Origin of the sequence: Streptomyces sp. WMMC500 (assembly GCF_027497195.1) — a bacterium.
GTDB lineage: Bacteria > Actinomycetota > Actinomycetes > Streptomycetales > Streptomycetaceae > Streptomyces.
Map to the genome: position 1 here is coordinate 5,807,150 of NZ_CP114905.1, position 24,837 is coordinate 5,831,986.

17 protein-coding genes, 1 tRNA gene and 1 pseudogene are annotated in these 24,837 nt (G+C 72.8%); 7 read left to right on the forward strand and 12 right to left on the reverse strand.

Annotation, left to right across the window (positions count from 1 at the left end; all coding sequences use genetic code 11):
- Positions 1-40: 40 nt before the first annotated feature.
- The 6 genes from pth to O7599_RS25075 form a co-directional block, all read right to left on the reverse strand.
- Entirely contained in the window at positions 41-631 is a 591-nt protein-coding gene (pth, locus tag O7599_RS25050) for an aminoacyl-tRNA hydrolase (protein ID WP_281617863.1), read from the reverse strand.
- A 123-nt stretch (positions 632-754) separates the two neighbouring features.
- On the reverse strand, positions 755-1,369 hold the full coding sequence (locus O7599_RS25055; protein ID WP_281617864.1) for a 50S ribosomal protein L25/general stress protein Ctc: 615 nt from the start codon (positions 1,367-1,369) through the stop codon (positions 755-757).
- A gap of 194 nt (positions 1,370-1,563) precedes the next feature.
- Entirely contained in the window at positions 1,564-2,541 is a 978-nt protein-coding gene (locus tag O7599_RS25060; RefSeq protein WP_281617865.1) for a ribose-phosphate diphosphokinase, read from the reverse strand.
- A gap of 96 nt (positions 2,542-2,637) precedes the next feature.
- Entirely contained in the window at positions 2,638-4,116 is a 1,479-nt protein-coding gene (gene glmU, locus O7599_RS25065; RefSeq protein ID WP_281617866.1) for a bifunctional UDP-N-acetylglucosamine diphosphorylase/glucosamine-1-phosphate N-acetyltransferase GlmU, read from the reverse strand.
- 119 nt (positions 4,117-4,235) lie between these two features.
- Positions 4,236-4,307, reverse strand: a tRNA-Gln gene (locus O7599_RS25070).
- 28 nt (positions 4,308-4,335) lie between these two features.
- Entirely contained in the window at positions 4,336-5,226 is an 891-nt protein-coding gene (locus O7599_RS25075) for a hypothetical protein (protein WP_281617867.1), read from the reverse strand.
- Positions 5,227-5,383: 157 nt separating this feature from the next.
- On the opposite strand from O7599_RS25075, the gene O7599_RS25080 reads away from it, so the two are divergent.
- Positions 5,384-6,853, forward strand: coding sequence for a histidine kinase (locus O7599_RS25080; protein WP_281617868.1), 1,470 nt, complete (start codon positions 5,384-5,386; stop codon positions 6,851-6,853).
- A gap of 90 nt (positions 6,854-6,943) precedes the next feature.
- On the opposite strand, the gene O7599_RS25085 is transcribed toward O7599_RS25080, so the two are convergent.
- Entirely contained in the window at positions 6,944-7,474 is a 531-nt protein-coding gene (locus O7599_RS25085) for an SUKH-3 domain-containing protein (RefSeq protein WP_281617869.1), read from the reverse strand.
- 3 nt (positions 7,475-7,477) lie between these two features.
- Positions 7,478-7,981: a YwqJ-related putative deaminase gene (locus O7599_RS25090; RefSeq protein ID WP_281617870.1), complete on the reverse strand. Its 504-nt coding sequence runs from the start codon at positions 7,979-7,981 to the stop codon at positions 7,478-7,480.
- 366 nt (positions 7,982-8,347) lie between these two features.
- Between O7599_RS25090 and O7599_RS25095 the strand changes: the two genes are divergently transcribed.
- Both O7599_RS25095 and O7599_RS25100 read left to right on the forward strand, forming a co-directional pair.
- A complete protein-coding gene (locus O7599_RS25095; protein WP_281617871.1) occupies positions 8,348-9,331 on the forward strand; it encodes an HNH endonuclease in 984 nt (327 codons plus the stop codon).
- An 8-nt stretch (positions 9,332-9,339) separates the two neighbouring features.
- Positions 9,340-12,141 carry an SUKH-4 family immunity protein gene (locus tag O7599_RS25100; protein ID WP_281617872.1) on the forward strand — a complete coding sequence of 934 codons (2,802 nt, stop codon included), beginning with the start codon at positions 9,340-9,342 and terminating at the stop codon, positions 12,139-12,141.
- A 6-nt stretch (positions 12,142-12,147) separates the two neighbouring features.
- On the opposite strand, the pseudogene O7599_RS25105 reads toward O7599_RS25100, so the two are convergent.
- Positions 12,148-13,777: pseudogene (locus O7599_RS25105) on the reverse strand (IS200/IS605 family accessory protein TnpB-related protein).
- A gap of 334 nt (positions 13,778-14,111) precedes the next feature.
- Here O7599_RS25105 and O7599_RS25110 point away from each other — a divergent pair.
- Positions 14,112-15,050, forward strand: coding sequence for a hypothetical protein (locus tag O7599_RS25110; RefSeq protein WP_281617873.1), 939 nt, complete (start codon positions 14,112-14,114; stop codon positions 15,048-15,050).
- Positions 15,051-15,100: 50 nt separating this feature from the next.
- Here the strand turns inward: O7599_RS25110 and O7599_RS25115 are convergent, their stop codons facing one another.
- The gene (locus O7599_RS25115; protein WP_281617874.1) at positions 15,101-15,700 is read right to left on the reverse strand and encodes a TetR/AcrR family transcriptional regulator; all 600 of its coding nucleotides are present in this window, start codon (positions 15,698-15,700) and stop codon (positions 15,101-15,103) included.
- A gap of 110 nt (positions 15,701-15,810) precedes the next feature.
- Here O7599_RS25115 and O7599_RS25120 point away from each other — a divergent pair, with 110 nt between their 5' ends.
- Together O7599_RS25120 and O7599_RS25125 are read left to right on the forward strand one after the other, a co-directional pair.
- Positions 15,811-16,557 (forward strand): SDR family oxidoreductase, encoded by a 747-nt coding sequence (locus tag O7599_RS25120; protein ID WP_281617875.1) that lies wholly within the window; start codon positions 15,811-15,813, stop codon positions 16,555-16,557.
- A gap of 72 nt (positions 16,558-16,629) precedes the next feature.
- Positions 16,630-16,941 (forward strand): hypothetical protein, encoded by a 312-nt coding sequence (locus tag O7599_RS25125; protein ID WP_281617876.1) that lies wholly within the window; start codon positions 16,630-16,632, stop codon positions 16,939-16,941.
- A 187-nt stretch (positions 16,942-17,128) separates the two neighbouring features.
- On the opposite strand, the gene O7599_RS25130 is transcribed toward O7599_RS25125, so the two are convergent.
- On the reverse strand, positions 17,129-19,711 hold the full coding sequence (locus O7599_RS25130) for an FtsX-like permease family protein (RefSeq protein WP_281617877.1): 2,583 nt from the start codon (positions 19,709-19,711) through the stop codon (positions 17,129-17,131).
- Position 19,712: 1 nt separating this feature from the next.
- Positions 19,713-20,510, reverse strand: a complete 798-nt coding sequence (locus O7599_RS25135) for an ABC transporter ATP-binding protein (protein ID WP_281617878.1) — start codon at positions 20,508-20,510, stop codon at positions 19,713-19,715.
- A gap of 716 nt (positions 20,511-21,226) precedes the next feature.
- Here O7599_RS25135 and mfd point away from each other — a divergent pair.
- On the forward strand, positions 21,227-24,823 hold the full coding sequence (mfd, locus tag O7599_RS25140) for a transcription-repair coupling factor (protein ID WP_281617879.1): 3,597 nt from the start codon (positions 21,227-21,229) through the stop codon (positions 24,821-24,823).
- Positions 24,824-24,837 lie beyond the last annotated feature (14 nt).

The following is a 24,837-nucleotide window of genomic DNA, read 5'->3' on the forward strand; positions in this document are numbered from 1 at the left end:
TGCCCGCCGGCCCGCCCGCGGGACCCGTACCGGGCCCGGGTCAGCCGTTGTACGTGTTCTGGGCGCGTTCCAGGCCCTCCGTGACCAGGGTCTCCACGGCGTCCGCCGCGCGGTCCACGAAGTAGTCCAGATCCTTGCGCTCCGCGGCGGAGAAGTCCTTCAGCACGTAGTCCGCCACCTCCATCCGCCCCGGCGGCCGGCCCACCCCGAACCGCACCCGCAGATACTCCCGCCCCAGCGACTTCGACAGCGACTTCAGCCCGTTGTGACCGTTGTCGCCGCCCCCCAGCTTCAGCCGCAGCGTGCCGTAGTCCAGATCCAGCTCGTCGTGGACGACCACCAGCCGGTCCAGCGGCACCTTGTAGAAGCCGGCCAGCGCCGAGACCGGACCGCCGGACAGGTTCATGAACGCCATCGGCTTGGCCAGCACGATCCGCCGGCCCGAAGGACCCGGCGGGCCCAGCCGGCCCTCCACCACCTGCGCCCGCGACTTGTGCGCCTTGAACCGCCCGCCGACGCGCCCCGCCAGCAGATCGGCGACCATGAACCCCGCGTTGTGCCGGTTGCCCGCGTACCCCGGGCCCGGATTGCCCAGGCCCACGACGAGCCACGGCTGCGCTGCGTCCGACATCTGCTGGCTCTCCCGGGATGCGTGTGCGTGCTCGTACGGAAACGGGGGGCGGCGCAGCCGCCGGGCCGGGGCCGGCGGGCCGGCCGGGACGCACCCGGCCGGCCCGCCGAACCGGCCCCCGGCTCACTCCTCCGACGCGCCCTCGGCGACCGCCGCCTCGCCCTCGGCCGCCTCGCCCTCCGCCGCCGGCTCCTCCGCCTGCGGCGCGACCACGTGCAGCACCGTGTCCTCGGCGTCCACCGCCAGCGTCACCCCCGCCGGCAGCTTCACGTCCTTCGCCGCCAGCGTCGCACCGGCCTCCAGCCCCTCGACGCTGACCGTCACCGACTCCGGGATGTTCGTCGCCTCGGCCTCCACCGGCAGCGCGTGCAGCGTGTGCTCCAGCAGATTGCCACCCGGCGCCAGGTCGCCCTCCACCTGGATCGGGACCTCGACGGTGACCTTCTCGCCGCGCTTGACGACCAGCAGATCCACGTGCTTCAGCACCCCGGTACGCAGCGCGTCACGCTGCACGTCCTTCGGGATGACCAGCTCGGACTTGCCGCCGACCTCAAGGCTGATCAGCACGTTCGACGTCTTCAGCGCCATCAGCAGGTCGTAGCTCGGCAGCGACACGTGCCGCGGGTCGGCGCCGTGGCCGTAGATGACACCGGGGACCTTGTCCTCACGGCGCAGCCGGCGGGCCGCACCCTTGCCGGTCTCGGTCCGCGGCTCCGCGACGATCTTGTACTCGGCCATGACTGCACTCCTCGCAGTAGGTGAAGCTGACGGGACGGTCACCCGGCCGCAATCGGCCTGCTACGAAGAGCGCGTCGATAACGGAGCGCCGACCGGAACCGTACGAACCGGCAGCGGCCTCCCTCGCCGAGCAACTCCCGGAGTCTACCCGGCGGCGAGAGGCCGCCCCAAGTCGATCTTGCGCGCCGAACAACCTACGCGTGCTCGTCGAAGAGGCTGGTCACCGACCCGTCCTCGAACACCTCACGCACCGCCCGCGCGATCACCGGCGCCATCGACAACACCGTGATCTTGTCCAGGTCCAACTCGCTCGGCGTCGGCAGCGTGTTCGTGAAAATGAACTCGCTGACCTTCGACCCCTTCAAGCGGTCACCCGCCGGACCCGACAACACGCCGTGCGTCGCCGCCACGATCACGTCCTCCGCGCCGTTCGCGAACAACGCGTCCGCCGCCGCACAGATCGTGCCCCCCGTATCCACCATGTCGTCCACCAGCACACACACCCGGCCCGACACATGCCCGACCACCTCGTGCACCGTCACCTGGTTCGCCACATCCGGATCCCGCCGCTTGTGCACGATCGCCAGCGGCGCACCCAGCCGGTCACCCCACCGGTCCGCCACCCGCACCCGCCCCGCGTCCGGCGACACCACCGTCAGCTTCGACCGGTCCGTCTTCGACGCCACATAGTCCGCCAGCACCGGCAGCGCGAACAGATGATCCACCGGCCCGTCGAAGAAACCCTGGATCTGATCCGTGTGCAGATCCACCGTCAGGATCCGGTCCGCACCCGCCGTCTTCAGCAGATCGGCGATCAGCCGCGCCGAGATCGGCTCCCGGCCCCGGTGCTTCTTGTCCTGCCGCGCATAGCCGTAGAACGGCACGATCGCGGTGATGCTCCGCGCGGAGGCACGTTTCAGCGCATCCACCATGATCATCTGTTCCATGACCCACTTGTTGATGGGCGCCGTGTGACTCTGCATCACAAAACAGTCGGCACCCCGCGCCGACTCCTGGAAACGGACGTAGATCTCACCATTGGCGAAGTCGAACGCCTTCGTCGGCACGAGGCCCACACCAAGCTGGTGCGCGACCTCCTCGGCAAGGTCGGGGTAGCCACGGCCGGTGAAAAGCATCAGCTTCTTCTGGCCGGTCGTCTTGATCCCGGTCACAGCACGTTCTCCTCGGTGTCGGGGCAGGCGGCCGGGCGGGCGGCCGGTCGGTGTCCCCCTCACCGTACGCCCCGCACACCCCCACCCCGCACCCGCTCACCCCGCCTGACCGGCCCCCTCGTCCCCCTCCGCACCCTCCCGGCGCGCCGCCTCGGCCGCCTGTGCCGCCGCACTCCCCGGCCGCTTACGGGCCACCCAGCCCTCGATGTTGCGCTGCTGGCCCCGCGCCACGGCCAGCGAACCCGGCGGCACATCCTTCGTGATCACCGACCCCGCCGCGGTGTACGCGCCGTCCCCGATGGTGACCGGAGCCACAAGCATGTTGTCCGCACCCGTACGGCAATGACTCCCGATCGTCGTGTGATGCTTCGCCACCCCGTCATAGTTGACGAACACACTCGCGGCACCGATGTTCGTGTGCTCCCCGATCGTCGCGTCCCCCACATACGACAGATGCGGCACCTTCGTCCCCGCACCCACGTCCGCGTTCTTCATCTCCACGTACGTCCCCGCCTTCGACCCCGCACCCAGCCGCGTCCCCGCCCGCAGATACGCGTACGGACCCACACTCGCCGCCGGCCCGATCTCCGCCCCGTCCGCAACCGTGTTGAGCACCCGCGCCCCCGCACCCACCGCCGTGTCCGTCAGCGTGCACCCCGGCCCCACCTCGGCACCCGCCCCCAGATGCGTGGCCCCCCTGAGCTGCGTCTGCGGCTGCACCACCGCATCCGGCTCGTACGTCACCCCCACGTCGAACCACGTCGACGCCGGATCCACCACCGTCACCCCGGCCAGCATCGCGTCACGCAACAGACTGTCGTTCAGCAGCCGGCGCGCCTCCGCCAACTGCACCCGGTTGTTGATGCCCAGGATCTCCCGGTGATCGACGGCCAGCGACGCACCCACCCGGTGACCCGCCGCACGCAGAATCCCCAGCACGTCCGTCAGGTACTCCTCACCCTGACTGTTGTCCCGCCGCACCTGCGTCAACGCCGACGCCAGCAGCTTCGCGTCGAACGCGAACACCCCCGAGTTGATCTCCCGGATCTCCCGCTGCGCCGCCGAGGCGTCCTTGTGCTCCACGATCCCGGTCACGGCCCCGTCCGCGCCCTCCCGCACGATCCGCCCGTACCCGGTCGCGTCCGGCACCTCGGCGGTCAGCACGGTCACGGCGTTCCCGCCGTCGGCGTGCGCTCCCGCCAGCCGCCCGAGGGTCTCCCCGGCCAGCAGCGGCGTGTCACCGCACACCACCACGACGGTCCCGTCCAGCGCGACCCCGCTCCCGGCCAGCTCCTCCAACGCGATCCGCACGGCGTGCCCGGTCCCGTTCTGCTCCTGCTGCACCACGGCCCGCGCCTGGGGCGCGATCTCGGCGAGATGCGCGCTGACGGCCTCCCGGCCGTGGCCGACGACGACGACGAGATGCTCGGGGTCCAGCTCTCCGGCGGCGGCGACGACGTGCCCGACGAGGGAGCGACCACAGATGCGGTGCAGGACCTTGGGGGTCGCGGACTTCATACGGGTGCCTTCGCCCGCGGCGAGTACGACGACGGCTGCGGGGCGGTTCGCGGTCACGTGAAGGTCCTTACGCAGGCGGAATCGGGGGTACGGGCAGGATACCGACGGCGTACGCGGGGGTAACGCAAACGAGCCCCGGCGGCTGCCGGGGCCCGGAACCCGTAGGTGGGGTGAAGCTCCGCTGCCAGGACTCGAACCTGGACAAAGGGCACCAAAAACCCTCGTGCTACCCATTACACCACAGCGGATAGTAAATCCAGCAAAACGGACATCTGCTCACGTGGTCCGTTCTGCAGCCACCACTATGCCGTACCACCACCCCTCAATGCGACGGTAGAGGTCCGCGCCTTGTAGGACGCGAACCGCCAGGCAGCCGTGGTAGTCCTCGCCCACGTTCTTGCGCGTGGTTGCCGGGTTGTGCTTTTTGAGGGACGTCTTGTCGAAACTGGACGAATCTCTGCCGACGAGCTTGATCCAGAACTGTTCGGCCGCAGCCACGTCTGCGGACTCATGGATCATCAGGTGGAAACGTAGCCGTTCGGGCTCGATGCCGAGTAAGCGCAGCCAGGCGAGGAAGACCTTGATCATGTCTGGGTCGCTGTTGACGAAGATCACGCGCTCCTTCGGGAGGTGGGGCTTGCTCTTGGTGCCTTCGGACCAGTAGAGGCCGACCCCGACGAGGAACAGCTCATGATCGGTGAGCCGCCCGATCTCGCGTGACGCGGTGAGTTTCGTCTTCTGCCGTTCGGCTTCTCTCCTCCGGAGAGTCGCTTCCCAGCCCCGTTTGGCGATGGCCGACGCCTCCTCCCGGGTCCGCGGTGGCGGCTTCGCCAGGTCGCGTACCCACAGGGAGATCGAGCTTCTCGAGCAGCCCAGCTCCAGTTGGATCTGGTCGTACGTCCTACCCTCCTTGCGTAGCTCGCGGGCTCGTGCCCGCAGGTCGTCCTTTGCATTCGGGCGCTTCGTCCACTCCGGGGGTGGTTCGCCTTCCAGGAGGCGGTTGAGAAGGTCGTTGTTGCCGACTTTCAGGCGGTCGCGGATCTGTCTGCGGCTGAGGCCCTCCCGGCGGAGGGTCACCGCCTGGTCGCGGAGTTCGTCGAAGGTGGCCGTGCCGCTGAGCAGGCCGCCCGTGCCGTCGCCTGGGCGGCGTTGTCGTGCGTGGGTCATGGTGGTCAGCCTGGCCGGGCTTCGCGGGCCGAGATGCGAATATGCGGTCGATTCACCAGTTCGGGGCTTACCTGTTGGTTTCGTGTGCGTTCGAATCCGTTGCGTGCTGTCGAACCCCGGGCCTGTTCCCGGGCGACAGGCCCTTACGCTGGTTGGTATGACCACGTCGGGGGAAGCCGTGAGCGAGGTCTCCGGGGGGCGGAGGCCGGTCTGGTGGTGGGCGCGGCGCCGGTCGATGGTGCTGGACGTCGTGCTGGCGGTGGCGTCGGCGGCGGAGTGTGCGGTGCAGGGGGTGCCGTTCTCGCGGGATGCCGGGTTGCCCGTGGGGTTCGGGATCGTGCTGGGTGTCGTCGCGGGGAGCATGCTCGTGCTGCGGCGGCGGTGGCCGATCGTCCCGGTGCTGGTGGGTCTGGCGGTCACGCCCGCGGAGATGGGCTTTCTGCTCAACATCGTCGGCCTGTACACCCTTGCCGCTTCCGACATTCCGCGGCGGGTGACCGCGGCCCTGGCCGGGATGTCGGTGTCGGCCGTGATCATTGTCACGTTCGTGCAGATGTACCAGACCTTCGAGGAGCACGACCGGGGTTCGCCCTTCGTGCTGGCGGCGCTCGTCGCGGTGCTGATGTCGGTGGGCGTGACGCTGCCGCCGCTGCTGTTCGGGCTGTACGTGGGGGCGCGGCGCCGGCTCGTGGAGAGTCTGCGGGAGCGGGCGGACGGGCTGGAGCGGGAGTTGTCGCTGCTGGCGGAGCGGGCGGAGGAGCGTGCGGTGTGGGCGCGGCGCGAGGAGCGCACGCGGATCGCGCGGGAGATGCACGACGTGGTGGCGCACCGGGTGAGTCTGATGGTGGTGCATGCGGCGGCGCTGGAGCGGGTGGCGCTCAACGATCCGGAGAAGGCGGCGCGGAACGCGGCGCTGGTCGGGGACATGGGTCGGCAGGCGTTGACGGAGTTGCGGGAGATGCTGGGCGTGCTGCGGATGCCGGCGGGGTCGGTGGCGGCGTCGGGGGGCGGGTCGTCGGGTGGTGCGGCCGGTGCGGCCGCGGAGGGTGCCGCGAGGGATGCGGTGGCCGCGGGCGGGGCTGTCGCGGGCGGGGGCGGGGCCGCTGCCGTGAAGGCGGACGGTGCGGGTGCCGTGTCCGGGGCCGGCGGGGCTGCCGGTGGTGGCGGAGCTGTCGGTGGTGCCGGTGGTGGCGGTGGTGGGGTGGCCGTCGCCGGGGGCGGCGGGGAGCCGGCCTCCTCCGGGCTGGACGGTCTGGAGTCGCTGATCGGCGAGTCGCGGGTGGCCGGGATGGCCGTGGACTTCGCGGTGGAGGGCGATCCGGGCCCGTATGCGCCCGAGGTGGAGCAGACGGTCTACCGGGTGGTGCAGGAGGCGCTGACGAACGTGCACAAGCATGCTCCCGGTGCCAAGACCCGGGTGCTGCTCGCGCACCGTGTCGCGGAGGTGGCGGTGCTCGTGGTCAACGGCCCGTCGGACGCCGCGTCGCAGAGTGCGGGGCTGCCGAGCGGCGGCAACGGTCTGGTGGGCATGCGCGAGCGGGTGACGGGTCTGGGCGGCGGCTTCGTCTCGGGTGCGACGGAGTCCGGCGGGTTCCGGGTCTCGGCTGTTCTGCCCAGCGGGAAGTAGGACCGGGGCGCCCGTGCGCGTGACGGTCGCCCCGGCCCGTACGGGCGGCTGAGGCCGCTCTGCGTAAGCGTCGGCCTGCCGCTGCGTCGGCTATCCCGCCTCGGGTGTCAGGCGCCGCGGTGCGAGGCCCGTCACGAGGGTTACGAGCGCCTCGTCGACGCTGTTGCCCAGGAACCAGTCGCCGGTGTGGTCCAGCGCGTACGCCCGGCCGTCGGCGTCGACGGCGAGGACGGCCTGGGCCGTGCTGCCGTCGGGGGCGAGTTCGGCGCCGAGCGGGCACAGTTCGGTCCGGAGCGCGCGGCCGAGGTCGGCGAGCGTGCGGGTGAGGTGGAGGCCGTGCATCGGGTCGACGTGGAGGTCTGCCGGCCCCAACTGGCGGCCGGGGCCTTCGCCGACGACGCGCAGGCCGCCGAACTCCGCCCAGGCCTCGACAGCCGCCGGGAACACCGCGTGGAGGTGTCCGCCCGGTGACACGTGTGCCCTCAGGGCGTCGGCCCAGCTTTCCGCCTGTCTTATGTCCCACCGGCCCGGCGCCCAGCCGGCGACGCGCAGCGCGCTGTCGACTTCGACGGGGAAGCGCGTGTGGTGCGCGGCCAGGTCGCGGGGGTCCGTGGGGACCACGGTTCAGCCCTCGGCGTGCGCGTCGCCTACGGTGCGCACGCCGAAGTGGGTGAGGAGCGCGGCGCAGGAGCGGCACGGCGGCGCGTACCGCCCGTGCAGCGGGTCGCCGTCCTCGCGGATGTGCCGGGCGGTGATCTTCGCCTGCTTCAGGGCCCGCCGCGCTTCGCCCGCGGAGAGGGGTTTGCGTGCGGCGAACTTGCCGCGGGCGGCTTCGACGGCGGCGAGGTGCCGCGAGAGGAGCACGGCTTCTGGGCAGCGGCCGGTGAAGCGTTCGCGGCGGCCGCTGGTGAGGGTGTCGAGGAAGTCCTGGATCAGTGGGTGGAGCAGGGGTCCCTGCTCGGCGCGGCCCGCGGTGCAGGTGAGGGTCTGGCCGCGGACGGAGAGGGCGGCGCCGATGGCGGGCAGGACGCCGTCCCGCCGGCTGGTGAGGCGTGGCGCGCCGTCGCCGGGTGCCGTGTCGCGCCAGTCCGTGCGGGGGTCGGCCGCCGGGCCGGTCCCCGTCCCCATGTCCGTGTCCCTGTGTCCGTACGGTGTGTCCGTCTGGCCGAACGTGCTTCCCGTACCGCCGTACGGGCCGCCGCCGGTGAGCGGATCTGCTGTGTCTGAGCGTGCGTGCATAGCGGTAAGAGCCTCCCCCGTGAAACTCCGCTGTCTCGCGTCGTCCAGCTTGCCACATACGTACGACAGGCCACCCGAGACGCCTTCCGCACCGGCGTGTGCGCGCCCGGTGGCGCGGGCGTGCGCTGGGCAAGTCCGTCATTGCGGAGCAGATCACGCCGCTTGCCGGGGCGCTCTCTGACCAGGGCAAGACCGTCGGCGGCGGCACCCCATAGGCTGTGTTTCGACGGAGACCAACGGCAGGGGGCACACGCGATGACGTCAGGTCGGCGAGGAACGACCGTCGCACCGCCGAACGCGGCATACGCGGGGCAGGTCGTGAACTTCCCGGACCCGGTCCGGGCTGCCAGACACCCCCGGGGCGTGCGTGTCGATGCCGACGGTTACCCGGATTTCTCTCCGTACGCGCGCGCGGCGGCGGAGATCGCGGAGCCCCCGGAGGGCTTCGGTATCGACGAGCTGCGGCTGACGGACTACGTGTCGGCGAACGCGGCGCTGCGCGCGCAGGGACACGAGCTGTGGTCGACGCTGCCGCCGGTGGCGACGCCGCACGGCTGGACGTGGCATCACGTGGCGGGCACGCGCCGGATGGAGCTGGTGCCGGCGGATGTGAAGGCGCTGCTGCGGCATCACGGCGGGCTGGCGACGGCGGCGGTGGACCAGGACAAGCGCGGTACGCGCCCGTTGCAGGAGACGCGGCCGGTGCACTTCACGCTGCCGCGTGACGGGGCGGCGGTCACGGAGGACCAGGTGCTGGGCGTCGAGGAGGATCTGGGGTACGGGCTGCCGGGCGCGTACCGCGACTTCCTCAAGGCGGCGGGCGGCTGTGCGCCGGTGGGGGCGGCGCTGGATCCGGAGCTGGGGCTGCTGGTGGACCAGCCGTTCTTCACGGTGCGCGACGAGGCGGCGGTCAACGATCTGGTCTACGTCAACAAGTGCCTGCGCGACCATCTGACGAAGGACTACCTGGGCATCGCGTTTCTGCAGGGCGGGGTGCTGGCGCTGCAGACGAGGGGCCGCAGGCGCGGCAGCGTGTGGTTCTGCCCGTACGACGACGCCCGCGACCAGGGTGATGCGGGGTGGTCGGTCGCGGAGCGGGTGGAGCGGCTGCTGCTGTTCTGCGGGGAGGACTTCGACGCCTTCCTGGACCGGCTGGTCGGTGGTCCGCCGGAGTTGGAGACCGTGGCGAATCTGATGGTGGACGGCGGCTTCGCGCGCGCCGTGCCGGTGGAGGGGTGAAGGCGGTAATGGTCACCTTCGCGCAGGCGCAGGAGCGCGCCGATTCGTGGATCAACGGCGGGGTGCCGCAGCAGCGGCGCCGCGAGGTCAAGGTGCGGGAGTTCGAGCTGGGCTTCGTGGCCTGGGCGGAGATCCCGGCCGGCGGTGAGCCGGAGGGTTCCGGGGCGCGGCTGGTCATCGCGCGCGACTCGGGCGATACGACGCTGTGGCCGGCGTTGCCGGTCGGCGAGGTGATCCGGCGCTTCGAGGAGGAGTACGGCGGCGACGAGGCGGCGGCGCCGCGGGGGGCGCAGCCGGGGGAGCGCGTGGACCTGGGGGCGACGTCGTTCCTGCTGACGCCGCCGGAGTGGCTGCAGGAGGCGGCGGACCAGATCGGCATTCCGCGGCGCGGCGACTCGGGGTCTTCGGGGTCTGCGGGGGCTTCCGGTTCCCGCGGCAGGCACGCGGGTGCGGCCGCGGGCTCCGGCTCGCCTGCCCCGGCGCCTGGGCCGGCTTCGGCGCAGGGGAGTCCGGGTGCGCCGTACGGGGCGGGGAGTTCCGGTACGCCGTCTCCGGGTGGGCCCGCTTCGCCGTACGCGGCGGGGGGTCCCGGCGCGTCGGGTGCCTCGGGGGCGGTGGGTCCGCGGGTGGATCCGACGGCGCCCGCGGCGGCGGCGCCGACTCCGTGGAACGACACCAACTCGCGCGGCGACGACGACGCGGCTTCCGTGCCTCTGCCGGAGACGGTCCTCTCGTCGCAGCTTCCCGACACCCCGCCGCCGGGCGGCCCTTACCCGCCGCCGTCCGCCTCCAGCGGTTACCCCGCCGCGCCGGGCGGCCCGGCGTCGGCCCCGGGTGCCCCGGCGGCCCCCGGCGGTACGCCGCCTCCGGCTCCCGGCTCCGGTGGCTACCCCGGTGCGCCGGGCACCCCGCCGCATGCTCCCGCCCCGGCACCGCCGGGGCCGCCGGGGGCCGTGGGAGCCCCCGGATCCACGGGCACCCCCGGCGCTCCGGGAGCCCCGGGCGCCCCGGGCACTCCGCCCGGCGCGCCGCCCGCTCCGCCGGCCCCGGGCGCCCCGGTCCCGCCCGGCCCACCGTCGGCCCCCGGCGCCCCGGGCACCCCCGGAGCCCCGCCGGCCCCGGGCGCCCAGGGCGCCCCGGGTGCCCCCGCCGCCCCGCCGCCCGGCGCCGGCCCCGGCCCCGGCCCCGGCCCCGGCGCGGGTCCCGGCCCCGGTGGCGGCGCCGCCGACATCGCCGAGCAGGCCACCAGCAAGGCCACCCCCCTCCCGCCCCCGCTCAAGGGCAAGCGGGCCCCCGCCGGGCAGGGCGTACCGCCGCCCCCCGGCGCTCCCGGGACGCCCGGGGCCGCCCGCGGCTCCGGGTCGTCGGCACCGCCCCCGCCGTCCGCTCCCGGCGCCCCGGGCGCCGGCAACGCGTACATCCCGACGCAGCTCGTGTCGCAGGTCGACCCGGGCGCCTCCGCGGGCGGCCCGGGCGGCGCACCCCCCGGCCCGCCCGCGCCGCCCGGCGCACCCGGTGCCCCTGCCGCCCCCGGGGCGCCCGGCGCCCCGCCCGTACCCGGCGCTCCCGGCGCACCCCCGCCCGCCGCGCCCGGCCAGGCGGCTCCGCCCCCCGGCGGCGCCCCCTTCGCGCCCGGCGCCCCGGGCGCCCCCGGCGCGCCCCCCGGTGCCGCGCCCTTCCCGCCGGGCGCCCCCGCCGGACCCGCCCCGGGCGCCCCCGGTGCTCCCGGCATGCCGCCCCCCGCGGGCCCCGCCGCCCCCGGCATGCCGCCCGGCGCCCAGAACCCGGCCGCACCCGCCGGCTACGGCTACCCGCCCCCCGGCGTCCCCACGGTCGGACCCGGCTACCTCGCCGTTCTGCGCTACCGCGCCCAGGACGGCTCCGAACAGCAGGTCATGCGCCGCTCCGCCCCCGGCACCCCGCACCCCGAGTGGCAGATCCTGCACGAGCTGCGCGGCATGGGCGTACCCCCGCAGCAGGTCCTGGAGCTGCACACCGAGCTGGAGCCCTGCGACCTGCCCGGCGGTTACTGCTCGCGCATGATCCGCGAGACCTGGCCGCAGGTCCGGCTGAGCCACACCGCCTCCTACGGCCGCGACCACGCCTCCCGGCAGCAGGGCATGCAGCAGCTCATCGAGCACCAGGGCGAGCTGCACCAGGTCGCCGACGGCCCCGCCCGGCCCCGGCCGCAGCGCGTGCCGCTGCCGCCGCCGGGGCAGATCCCGGTGCTGCCGCCGCTGCCCCCGGAGGCGCTGGGGCACGAGCTGTACCAGGCGTTCGGGCCGCAGGGCGTGTTCCGTTACGACCAGCGGGCAGTGGCCCGCCAGGGCGTGCCGGACGTGGTGGCGCAGACGCTCGTGTGGGCGGGGCTGCCGATGGACTTCGGCCCGTTCTTCTGGGGCCAGGCACAGCCGGGCCGGCCGGTGCCGACGCTGGCGGAGCTTGCGGCGGAGCGGGGTGTGCAGCCGGCCTCGGACGCCGGTTCGTACCTCGTCATGGGCAACGACTTCGGCCGCCAGATGTGCGTCCAGTACGGCACGGCGCACATCGTCGCCGTGCCGCTGGAGGCGGCGCCGGGCGGCGGCAGCGCGCCGCCGCAGTTCGTGAACACCGGGCTGCCCGAGTTCGTGCGCTGCCTGGGGATGCTCGGCCACATGTGGCGGCTGCGCTTCGGGCTCACCCCGGACCAGGGGGGGCGCTGGACGGTCGACTTCCAGAACCAGTTGGCGGCGATCGACCCGGCGGCCCTTGAGGGCCCGGACCACTGGTGGTCGGTCGTCCTCGAACAGCTCTGGGACGGCCTGTTGTAACCGTTCCTAGAGGCTGAGTGGAAGTGAGTCCTGGTGCCGGGACTCGTGCTCAGCCGCGTGCCCCGAACGGTTGTGGGCACGCTGGTTGCCCGCTTTCGCTCCGCGTCCGGCGTGCACGGATCGTGTCCGTGGTCCGGGGATGCGGGGGCGGGTTTCCTCGCTCCCCGGGACACCTGACGCGGCCTGGACGGTCCGATGCCCCACCGCATCACTCCGGTGCGGTGGGGGCGGTGCCGTCCGTCGCCGGATCGAACATCCCAGGGCGCGTCTTCCGATCGCCACGGCGGCAGCGTCGTGGCGGGTGGTCGTGCGAGTCTTGGTGGTCAGGGGTTTCTGCCAGTTCTGGGCGCCCCAGCGGCTGGTGTAGGCGGGATCGACGGCGACGAGGGTGATGCTGAGTTCGGCGGCCATGGACACCAGCCGGTTACGCAGCTTAGCCGTGGGCATCCCGGAGATCAGCCGGCGCAACCGTTTGCGCCGCCCGTGTTTCTCTCTGGTCTTCTCTGTGGCGAAGTCCAGGTCCTCGATCGCGATGGCCAGGTTGTGGCGCTGGGCGAGGTGCAGCAGGCGGATGAGGGCATGCCGCATCTGCGCGTCCCGGTGCGGTGCACTGCCGCTCAGATCGTAGGCGAACCTGCGCGGTTCGCCGACGGGATTGCCGTGGGTGTCCAGGCGCCAGGCCGCGAGGTGGTCGGCGTTCATGTCCACGCCGACCAGCCCGCTCGCCTGGGCTGCCTCCACAGGAACGGTCCTGACCGGTGGGATCTGCCAGGAGGCGGTCAGGTACCAGCGGCCGTGGCTCACGTCGTAGTGGATGCGGTAGGCCACGGCACGGTGGGTGGTGATGCGGTCAGCCCACTGCTCGCCCCGGTGGCGGAAGCCCACCCGGCAGGCGAGCACGTACCGGCCGTGGGGTGCGTTCGCCCACCCGGCCAGCGGTGCCGGGAGTTTGATGCTCACCACGCCGCCCGGGCTGACGCGGATGGTCTCGTTGCCGTAGCGCTTGCCGGACTCTCCGTCGGCCTGAAGGAACCAGCGTTCGGCGTCCCACCGCACACGCCACTCGGCCTCGGTCAACCGGGCAGCTTCGAGGTGGTGCCGGGTGCGCAGCAGCTTCTTGCCGCCGCGCACCACCCGCACGCGTCCCGCGTCACGGTCGGCCCGTTCCCGTCCCAGCCGGTCTTCGAGCAGACGACAGGCGCCGGGACTTGGCAAACCACTCCTGCTTCGAGCGGTAACCACCCGGCTGCCCCTTCGAGCCCGTCGCCCCGACCGGCAGCGACAGCCGGTTCGTGATCGTGTCGACGCCGGCCTGAAGGGACTGGACATGGGCGAGTTGGCCGCGCCGGGCCAGTGCCCACTGGTCATGCGTGGCTTTGGTGATGCTGCCCGCCCAACGCGAGGACGACTGCTCGGTCAGGGCACGCTTGCGCTGCGTCCACCGGTCACTGTCGTGCTCGAACCCGGCCGTGCAGCGAACCTTCAGGTCGCGGGAGGCCAGAGAGCCGAGCAGGTCCCCGACCAGGCGCAGGACCGTCTCGTCCCGCCCCGTCAGGCCCTTGGGGCTGTCGCGGATCGCCACCCCAGACGGGCCGGGCACCACGAACGGCGTCGCCATCTTGCGCAGCCCACCCATCCCCCACCCCGCACGGCTCGAAGATCCCTCACCACACCCAACGACCACCTCCCGGAAAGGTCACGCATTCGAGGTAGGAACCCCCGTTCTTCCACGGCCCATCGCACGGTCGTCGACGCTCACCCTGCACAGAACGCGCTCAGACGCTGTCAACCAGCAGCAGTTCCCAACCCCCCGGGCAGCAGTCGGGGACGGGCGCGGGCCGGTGGGGCCGTTTCATATGTTCTTCGACCGATGACCACCTGAAAGGAGTGGGTGTCAGATTATGACCGGTTCGCGCATCTCCTGAAGGATGAGCGCCGACAGCGACCGGGGACGAGAGGAGCTCGATCACATGGGCGCCGTGAAGACGTCGGCTGGGGGCTTCGACACCGTACGCGGTGGTCGCGGCTACCGCCCCGACCAAGTGGACGCCGCGGTGACCCGCGTCGGCGAGGAGCGCGACTCCGCCTGGGAGCGGGCCGCCCGCCTCACCGTCCTGGAGCGCGAGCTGAGCGAGGAGCTCGACCGGCTCACCGGCGAGCTGGCGGAGGTCAAGGAGCAGACCTACGCGGAGCTGGGGGTGCGCGCGCAGGAGATCCTGTACCTCGCCCAGGACCAGGCCGCCGAACTCCGCGGCAGCGCCGCGGAACAACTGCAGCGCGCGGAGGCGGAGACGCGGCAGTACGTCGAGGAGACCACCGCCGACACCCGCCGCGCGGCCCGGGCGCTGCGCGAGGAGGCCGAGGCCCGGCTGCGCAGCGTGCTCGGCGCGGCCGAGCAGGAGGCCGCCGACCTGCTGACCTCCGCGCAGGCGGCCGTCGAGGACACCGCGGGCGAGGCGGCGGCGGCGCTGGCGGAGATGAAGCGCCGGACGGCGGCGATGCTCGACGACGCGCGTCGCGAACACCAGGCGGCGGTACGGCGGTTGGACGAGGAGGTACGGGAGAGCCAGGAGGCCGCCGACGCCGAGCTCGCCACCCGTACCCGCAGCGCGGAGTCGCACCTCGCCGAGCAGGAGGCGGCCCACGCCGAGGCCGAGGCGTACGCGCGCCGCTGCCGCGACGAGGCGGAGGCGCAGGGCGCGGAGCTGGTGGCGGAGGCGGTGGGGCGGGCGGAGCAGATCGAGCGCGACACGCGGCGCGCGCTGCGCGAGGCGGAGGTCCGCCGCGAGGAGCTGTCGGCGCACATGGAGCTCGTACGCGCCACGCTCACGGCGATGACGGGCCGCGCCCCCGACTCCGACACGGCCACGGGCACGGTCCCGGGCCCGTCCCCGCACGCGGACGACTAGAGCGGGTCTCTCTGATCCTGGGGTGAGCGACCTTCGGATCGCCTGCGGGTTCAGTCGCCGGAGTGGTCCGGCAGGAGCTGAGCCGCGAGCGATCGTGCGGTCGCGGTGAGTGTGGCCGTGTCCAGCCCGGTCCGGCTCATGAACACGAGCCCTTGCTGCGCGGCCAGGAGGGCCCGCGCCAGTGCGGTCGGATCCGCTCCGGCCGGCAGGTCGCCCTCGCGCTGGGCGCGGGCGACGCAGTCGCCGATCAGCGCGGTGGACGCCTCGTAGGTGCGGTGGGCGTGGTCGAGGACTGCCGGATCGGCGTTGCCGAGTTCGCAGGTGCTGTTGGCCATCAGGCAGCCACGCCGCGTGCCGGCGCCGGCCGGGTCGTCGATCGGTGCCTCCAGGAGCATGCGTAGAGCGTCCACGGCCCGTGGAGCCTCGGCGAGGGCTCTCCGAAGCTGGCCGAGGAGGTCCTCGGTGTAGCCGTGCAGCACCCGGAGGAAGAGCTGACGCTTGTCGCCGAACGCCGCATAGAGGCTGCCTTTGCCCAGCCGGCTGACCCGCATCAGGTCTTCCAGCGAGGTCGCGGCGTACCCGGCGTCCCAGAACTGCTCCCGGACGGCGTTCAGCACTTGCTTCTCGTCGAACGCTCGCGGACGTGCCATGCGCACCAGGATACGGATTCTTGACCGCACGGTCCACTATTCTTATGGTGGACCGAACGGTCAAGAATTCCGTCGCACGGCACACGCCGCACCGAGGAAGTAGGAAGCACATGGGAAAGCTGGACGGCAAGGTGGCGATCGTCACCGGCGGATCGCGGGGGATAGGGGCGGCGTCCGCGCTGGCACTGGCCGACGAGGGAGCCGACGTCGCCATCAGCTACTCGTCCTCGGCGGACCGGGCCCAGGCCGTGGTCGCCGGCCTGGAGGCAAAGGGGGTGCGCGCGGCGGCCTTCCAGGCCGACCAGGCCGATGCCGAACAGGCCGCGGGCCTGATCCACAGCGTGGTCGAGCAGTTCGGAAGGCTGGACATCCTGGTCAACAACGCGGCCACGGGCGGTGGGGGCCTCGTCGACAGCGAGCAGGTCGACCAGGCCGCCCTCGATCGGCAGCTCGCCGTCAACTACACCAGTGTGGAGGCCGCGATCCGGGCGGCCTTCCCGCTGCTGCCCGATGGCGGGCGGATCGTCAACATCAGCTCGGGTGTGGGAACGCGGGCGGGTTTCCCCGGGATGGCGTACTACGCGGCAACGAAGTCGGCCCTCGAGGGCTTCAGCCGGGGCGCAGCCCGCGATCTGGCGCACCGGGGCATCACGGTCAACGTCATCCAGCCAGGGTTCGTCGACACCGAAGGAAACCCCGCCGACGGCCCGGCCGCGGCCGTGTTCCTCCCGACCACGGCGATCGGACGGTACGGCAGGCCGGAGGAGATCGCCGCGGGCGTCGTCTTCCTCGCCGGCCCGCAGGCTTCCTACGTCACCGGCGCAGTACTGAGGATCGACGGCGGCTACGGCGCATAGCGCGACGGCGAAGCCGACGGCGGCAGCCGCGGACAGGTTTGGGGACAGCCGTCGGCAGAAGGCGCCGGGTCTGTGTGCCGGTACTCCCGGGGCGTCGGGTTCTGCGTCGAGTTCACGATCGAGAACGCCGACGGCAGCGACCTCGGCGGCCCCTGCCCGCCGGACCTGACCGGTGTCACCGCGGACGGCGGTGACACCGGGGCCACGGTCTTCGGCGCGGACGTCGAGGGCTGCGCGGAGGGCGTGGCGCCCGACGAGTTCGCCGAGGCGGGTGCCGCGTACGAGACGAAGCGGCTGCAGGGTGCCGGGCCGGGTGCCACCGTCGCGGACGCCTCGTACGAGGAGGACGACTACGCGGACCAGCCGATCGTCTGGACCTCGTAGCCCCCCGCACGGCACAGGCAACCAAAGAGGGCCGGCGGCCCCGCCCCCGCGGGGCCGCCGGCCCGTACGGGAACCGCCCCCGGCGGCTCCCCTCCTGCCGCCCGGCCCGGCTACCCCCGTACCGGAACGGGCACGGGGCCCGGCGACGCCCACCAAGCTCGCCGGGCCCCTCCACCGCGTACCGCCGCTACTCGGTCGCGATGGCGTTCAGCACGTTCATCCGGCCCGCCCGGAACGCCGGCACCAGCGCCGCGAACAGCCCGACGACCGCCGAGCCCGCGAACACCACCCCGATCGTCGGCCAGGGGATGTCGAGCACCTTCAGGCCCTCCAGCGCCAGCAGTTGCTGCGCCGCGGTGCCCCACGCCATGCCGAGCCCGAGCCCGAGCACCGCGCCGAACAGGGCGATCACCACCGACTCCAGCCGGATCATCCGGCGCAGTTGCCGGCGCGACAGTCCGATCGCGCGCACCAGCCCGATCTCCCGGGTCCGCTCGATCACCGACAGAGCCAGGGTGTTGACGACGCCGAGGACGGCCACGATGATCGCCAGCGCCAGCAGCCCGTTGACGAGGTTGAGCATCTGGCCCACCTGGTCCTTGAGCGTCTGCTTGAAGTCGGTCTGGTCCCGGACCTGGTATTGCGGGTACGGGTCCATCGCCTTCTTCAGCGCCGCGTACGCGGCCTCCTCCTGGCCGTCCTTCGCCTTGCCGAACATGATGTCGTTGCGCGGCAGGTCGCCGGGCTTGATGTAGTCCCGCGCCGTGCCCAGGCTCAGATACGCCGCGCCCGAGTCCAGCGTGGTGTCCGACGAGGTGATCGCGCGCAGCGTCAGCTCCGCCTTGCCGCCGTCCTCGAAGTCGACGGCGAGGGTGTCGCCGAGCTTCAGCCCGTGGTCCTTCGCGAAGTCCTCGCCCACGGACATGCTGTCCTTCTTGTAGGCGTCGGTCAGTTCGCCGCGCACGGTCTCGGACCTGAGGTCCTGCGCGTACGTCTTGGAGGCGGCGGTCAGGCTGTACTCCTCGACCGTCTTGCCGTCCGGCAGCGTCAGGTCCGCGTCGAGCGCCTTGTAGTGGGTGACGTGCTGCATGTGCGGGGCGTCGTCGAGGACCTTCGCCGCCTCCGGCACGATCGGCTGGCCCATGTCGGACTGGATGATGAAGTCCGCGCCCACCGACTTGTCCAGCTCCTCCGTCGCCGAGGCGACCATGGAGGACCCGACGACCGACAGGCAGGCGACGAGCGCGAGCCCGATCATCAGCGCCGAGGCGGTCGCCCCGGTGCGGCGCGGGTTGCGCAGCGCGTTGCGCTCGGCCATGCGGCCCACCGGGCCGAAGATCCGCAGGACGCCGGCCGCGAGGGCCCGTACGAGCAGCCCGGCCAGCACGGGTGCGAAGACGATGAACCCGAGCAGGGACAGCAGCACGCCGCCCGCGAGGAACATCGCGCCGTCGGCGGCCTCGTCGACGCGGGTGGTCTGGAAGAGCAGCCCGCCGCCGGCGGCGGTGAGCACCAGGCCCAGCACGGTCCGTACGACACCGGCCTTGCGGTCGCCCGGCGTGCCGGCGTCGCGCAGCGCGGCCATCGGCGAGACCTTGCCCGCCCGGCGGGCCGGCAGCCACGCCGCGAGCACGGTGACGACGACGCCGAGGACGATGCCCACGACCGGTGTGGTGGCGCTGATCGTCAGGTCGGCGGTGCTCAGCTCCATGCCGACCGCGCCCATGAGCTTCATCAGCCCCACGGCGATGCCGATGCCCGCGCCGACGCCGAGGACCGAGCCGATGACGCCGAGGAGCAGCGCCTCGACGAGTACGGAGCGGTTGACCTGGCGGCGGCCGGCGCCGATGGCGCGGAGCAGCCCCAGCTCGCGGGTGCGCTGGGCGACGAGCATGGAGAAGGTGTTGACGATGAGGAAGATGCCGACGAGGACGGCGATGCCGGCGAAGCCGAGCATGGCGTACTTCATCACGTCCATGAAGCCGCCGAGGTCGTCCTTGCCCTCCTCGACCACCTCGTCCTTCGTCTGCACCTTGAGGGGGTCGGTGAAGTCGGCCGCGGCCTTCTGCACGCCGGCCTTCAGCTCCTCGTGGGAGACGCCGGGGGCGGCGGTGAGGTTGATCGAGGAGTAGACGTCCGGCTTGCCGAGGAGCTTCTCCTGCGCGGTCGCGGTGTCGAAGTAGACGATCGTCGCGCCCGGGTTGGTGATCTTGAAGGTGGCGATGCCGACGACCTCGGAGGTGAACGAGCCGGGGTCGGCGATCGTACGGATCCTGTCGCCGATCTCGACGCCGTGCTTGTCGGCGGCGTCGGCGTCGATGACGACCTCGGTGGGGCCGCGCGGCTCGTGGCCCGAGGTGATCTCGACGGACTTCTGCTCCTGCGGGTCCCAGTTGGTGCCGATGGTGGGGGCGCCGGTGGTGGAGCCGAGGTTGTCGTTGTCGGCGTCCGCGACGGTGATGGCGTCGTTGGTGACCTCGCCGTCGGCGGCCTTGACCCCGTCGACCTTCTCGGCCCGCGCCAGGTCCGCGGCCGGCAGCGTCGGCTGCGGCTTGCGTCCCCACTCGTCGTCGTTGTCGGCGGCCTTGGGGCTGACGCGGACGTCGGCGGCGGTGGCCTTGAAGAGCCGGTCGAAGGTGGTGGTCATGGTGTCGGAGAAGACGAGCGTGCCGCACACGAACGCCACCGACAGGACGACGGCGACCGCGGAGAGCGCCATGCGTCCCTTGTGGGAGAAGAAGTTCCGCATCGATGTCTTGACGACGGTCATCTCAGGCCACCGAGCCCTGCTGTGCGTCGAAGGCGGTGGTCCGGGGGTTGCCCCCGGTGAAGAGGCGCATGCGGTCGAGGACCTGCTCGGAGGTGGGGTTCCACATCTCGTCGACGATGCGGCCGTCGGCGAGGTAGAGGACGCGGTCGGCGTAGCCGGCGGCGACCGGGTCGTGGGTGACCATCACGATGGTCTGGCCCAGCTCGTCCACGGAGCGGCGCAGGAAGCCGAGGACCTCGGCGCCGGAGCGGGAGTCGAGGTTGCCGGTCGGCTCGTCGCCGAAGATGATCTCCGGCCGGGAGGCGAGCGCCCGCGCCACGGCGACGCGCTGCTGCTGGCCGCCGGAGAGCTGGCTCGGGCGGTGCTTGAGCCGGTCGCCCAGGCCCACGGTCTCCACCACGCGCCGCAGCCACTCGCGGTCGGGCTTGCGGCCGGCGATGTCCATGGGCAGCGTGATGTTCTCCAGGGCGTTGAGGGTGGGCAGGAGGTTGAACGCCTGGAAGATGAAGCCCACGCGGTCGCGCCGCAGTTGGGTCAGCTTCTTGTCCTTCAGCCCGGTGATCTCGGTCTCGTCGATCCAGATGCGGCCCGCCGTGACCGTGTCGAGGCCGGCGAGGCAGTGCATGAGGGTCGACTTGCCGGAGCCCGAGGGCCCCATGATGGCGGTGAACTGGCCCCGGGCGATGTCCACATCGACGTTGTCGAGAGCGAGGACCCGCGTTTCCCCCGAGCCGTACGCCTTGGTCACCTGTCGCGCTCGTGCGGCGACGGCCGTGCGCGCCGCTACAGCCGTAGTCACTGTCGTGTCTCCTTCGTCTGCGGAACCTGTCCGTCTGGAACCTGTCCGTCGTGCTTATGAGTCTCGGGAGCGGCGGCCCGGAAATCCCTGGTGCCTGGCGCCGTATCCGGTGTGGGGATATCCCCACCCCCGTACGGGGGACGGGCCCCCCGCCGACCCCCGGTGCCCCGCCGACGACCCGCCTGACCAGGCTAGAAAGCGCGGCTGCCGGTCCCGTCGGCCGGACGGAGGAGCCGTCCCCGGCTTTCGTGCCGGGGCGGGCCCTTAGGGGAGTGCGGGGGCGGTACGGGCCGCGGGTCGGGGTTCGGGGGCGGCACCTGCGGGTTCGGACCGGGGGCGCGGCGGGCGGGGCGCGGCTGCGGGTGCGGGTGCGGGTGCCGGGGTACGGGGACGGGGCTGGCCCGCGGCGCGGGGCGGGTGCGCGCCGGGCAGCGCGCGTGCTGGCGGCGCGGGGACGTGGCCGCGCGCCGGAGTGGGGGGCGTACGCGGGTGGTGACCGTACGTGGCGGTCGGTGACCGTGCGCGGCGGGTGGGGCCGTCCGGCGGCGGGGGGCGCGGGGTGTCGGTGAGGCGTCGTACGCTGGAGACCCCCGGGGCGCTCGCCGCCTCGGGCTGTTCGCGTTGCCCACGGCGCGAGCCGCAGCCCCACCACCCGGTGCCACCAAGCCACCAAGCGACCAGCCACCCAGCACCAGTCACCCGGAGCGGATGTCCCCATGAGCCTGCACGGCCTGCTCGACGCCGTCGTCCGCGACCCCGCACTCGCCGAGGCGGTGACGGCCGCGGAAGGCGGCGGACGGCCGCACGTCGACCTCGTCGGCCCGCCCGCCGCCCGCCCCTTCGCGCTCGCGGCGCTCGCCGCCCGTACCCGGCGCCCGGTGCTCGCGGTCACCGCCACCGGCCGCGAGGCCGAGGACCTGGCCGCCGCCCTGCGCTCCCTGATGCCGCCGGGCCGCGAGGACGCCGTGGTGGAGTACCCGGCGTGGGAGACCCTGCCGCACGAGCGTCTTTCGCCCCGCTCCGACACCGTCGGCCGCCGCCTCGCCGTGCTCCGCCGGCTGGCGCACCCGGACCCGGACGACGCGGCCACCGGCCCGGTCTCCGTCGTCGTCGCGCCCGTGCGCTCGGTGCTCCAGCCGCAGGTCAAGGGGCTCGGCGACCTCAAGCCCGTGGCGCTGCGCAGCGGGCGGTCCGCCGACCTCGAAGAGACGGTGCAGGCGCTGGGGGCCGCCGCGTACAGCCGGGTGGAGCTGGTGGAGAAGCGCGGCGAGTTCGCGGTGCGCGGCGGCATCCTCGACGTGTTCCCGCCCACCGAGGAGCATCCGCTGCGGGTGGAGTTCTGGGGCGACGACATCGAGGAGATCCGCTACTTCAAGGTGGCCGACCAGCGCTCGCTGGAGGTCGCCGAGCACGGCCTGTGGGCGCCGCCCTGCCGCGAGCTGCTGCTGACCCCCTCCGTCCGGGCCCGGGCCGCCGACCTCGCCGTACGGCACCCGCAGCTCGGCGAGATGCTCGGCAAGATCGCCGAGGGGATCGCGGTGGAGGGCATGGAGTCCCTGGCGCCGGTCCTCGTCGACGACATGGAGCTGCTGCTCGACGTGCTGCCGTCCGGCAGCATGGCGGTGTCCTGCGACCCCGAGCGGGTGCGGACCCGCGCCGCGGACCTGGTCGCCACGTCGCAGGAGTTCCTCCAGGCGTCGTGGGCCGCGTCCGCGGGCGGCGGGGAGGCGCCGATCGACCTGGAGCTGCTGGGCCGGGCGTCGCTGTGGGGCATCGCCGACGTCCGTGAGCACGCGCGCGAGCTGGGCATGATGTGGTGGTCGGTCAGCCCCTTCTCCGTGGACGCGGAGCTGGAGGAGGAGTCCCCTGGGCCCTGGGGGCCCGGGGAGGCCCCATCCCTGGAGCTGGGCCTGCACGCCCCGGAGGTCTACCGCGGGGACACCGCCCGCGCGCTCGCCGACACCAAGGGCTGGCTCGCCGACGGCTGGCGCGTGGTGTACCTCACCGAGGGCCACGGCCCCGCGCAGCGCACCACCGAGGTCCTCGGCGGCGAGGGCATCGCCGCCCGCCTCGACGCGGACCTGGGCCCGGACGCGCTCGCGCCGTCCGTCGTGCACGTCTCGTGCGGCGAGCTGGACCACGGCTTCGTCGCCCCGGACCTGAAGCTCGCGGTGCTCACCGAGACCGACCTGTCCGGGCAGAAGGCCGCCGGCCGCGAGGGCGCCCGCATGCCCGCGCGGCGGCGCAAGCAGATCGACCCGCTGACGCTCCAGGCCGGCGACTACATCGTGCACGAGCAGCACGGCGTCGGCCGCTACCTGGAGATGGTGCAGCGGACGGTGCAGGGCGCCACCCGCGAGTACCTGCTGGTGGAGTACGCCCCGGCCAAGCGCGGCCAGCCCGGCGACCGGCTGTACATCCCCACCGACCAGCTCGACCAGGTCACCAAGTACGTCGGCGGCGAGGCCCCGACGCTGCACCGGCTGGGCGGCTCCGACTGGGCCAAGACCAAGTCCCGGGCGAAGAAGGCCGTCAAGGAGATCGCCGCCGACCTCATCAAGCTGTACTCGGCGCGCATGGCCGCCCCCGGCCACGCCTTCGCGGGGGACACGCCCTGGCAGCGCGAGCTGGAGGACGCCTTCCCGTACGTGGAGACGCCGGATCAGTTGTCCACCATCACCGAGGTGAAGGAGGACATGGAAAAGCCGGTGCCCATGGACCGCCTCGTCTGCGGCGACGTCGGGTACGGCAAGACGGAGATCGCGGTGCGGGCGGCGTTCAAGGCGGTGCAGGACGGCAAGCAGGTCGCCGTCCTCGTACCGACGACGCTGCTGGTGCAGCAGCACATGGGCACGTTCTCCGAGCGGTACGCGCAGTTCCCCGTGGTCGTGCGGGCGCTGTCCCGGTTCCAGACGGACACCGAGGCCAGGGCGGTGATCGACGGGCTGCTCGAGGGCTCGGTGGACGTCGTCATCGGCACGCACCGGCTGTTCTCGTCCGACATCCGGTTCAAGGACCTGGGTCTGGTCATCGTCGACGAGGAGCAGCGCTTCGGGGTGGAGCACAAGGAGCAGTTGAAGAAGCTGCGCGCCAACGTCGACGTGCTGACGATGTCCGCCACCCCCATCCCGCGCACGCTGGAGATGGCCGTCACCGGCATCCGCGAGATGTCGACGATCACCACCCCGCCGGAGGAGCGGCACCCGGTGCTGACCTTCGTCGGCGCGTACGAGGAGAAGCAGATCGGCGCCGCCGTCCGCCGCGAACTGCTGCGCGAGGGCCAGGTCTTCTACATCCACAACCGGGTGGAGTCCATCGACCGCGCCGCCTCCCGGCTGCGGCAGGCCGTGCCGGAGGCGCGGGTCGCCACGGCGCACGGGCAGATGTCGGAGTCGGCGCTGGAGCAGGTGGTGGTCGACTTCTGGGAGAAGAAGTTCGACGTGCTGGTCTCCACGACGATCGTCGAGAACGGCATCGACATCTCCAACGCCAACACCCTCATCGTCGAACGCGGCGACACCTTCGGCCTCTCGCAGTTGCACCAGTTGCGCGGGCGCGTCGGCCGGGGCCGCGAGCGGGGCTACGCGTACTTCCTGTACCCGCCGGAGAAGCCGCTGACGGAGACCGCGCACGAACGGCTCGCCACCATCGCGCAGCACACGGAGATGGGCGCCGGCATGTACGTGGCGATGAAGGACCTGGAGATCCGCGGCGCGGGCAACCTGCTGGGCGGCGAGCAGTCGGGCCACATCGCGGGCGTCGGCTTCGACCTGTACGTCCGGATGGTCGGCGAGGCCGTCGCGGACTACCGCGCGACGATGGGGGGTGCCGACGGAAAGGCAGCGGAGGCGCCGCCGCCGGAGGTCAAGATCGAGCTGCCGGTCGACGCCCACGTCCCGCACGACTACGCCCCGGGCGAACGGCTGCGCCTCTCCGCGTACCGCGCCATCGCCTCGGTCACGACGGAGGACGACATCCGCGCGGTCCGCGAGGAGCTGACCGACCGCTACGGCCCGCTCCCGGAGCCGGTCGAGAACCTCCTGCTGGTCGCGGGCCTGCGGATGCTGGCCCGCTCCTGCGGCGTCGCGGACATCACGCTGCAGGGCACCCGCATCCGCTTCAGCCCGGTGTCGCTGCGGGAGTCGCAGGAACTGCGGCTGAAGCGGCTGTACCCGGGCGCGGTGGTCAAGCCGGCGCTGAACCAGATCCTGGTGGACCGCCCGAAGCCGAAGCAGATGGGCGCCCAGCCGCTGAAGGGCCGGGAACTGCTGGCGTGGGTGGGGGAGCTGCTGACAACGGTCCTGGACTCGTAGCCGGTAGGGCGGGG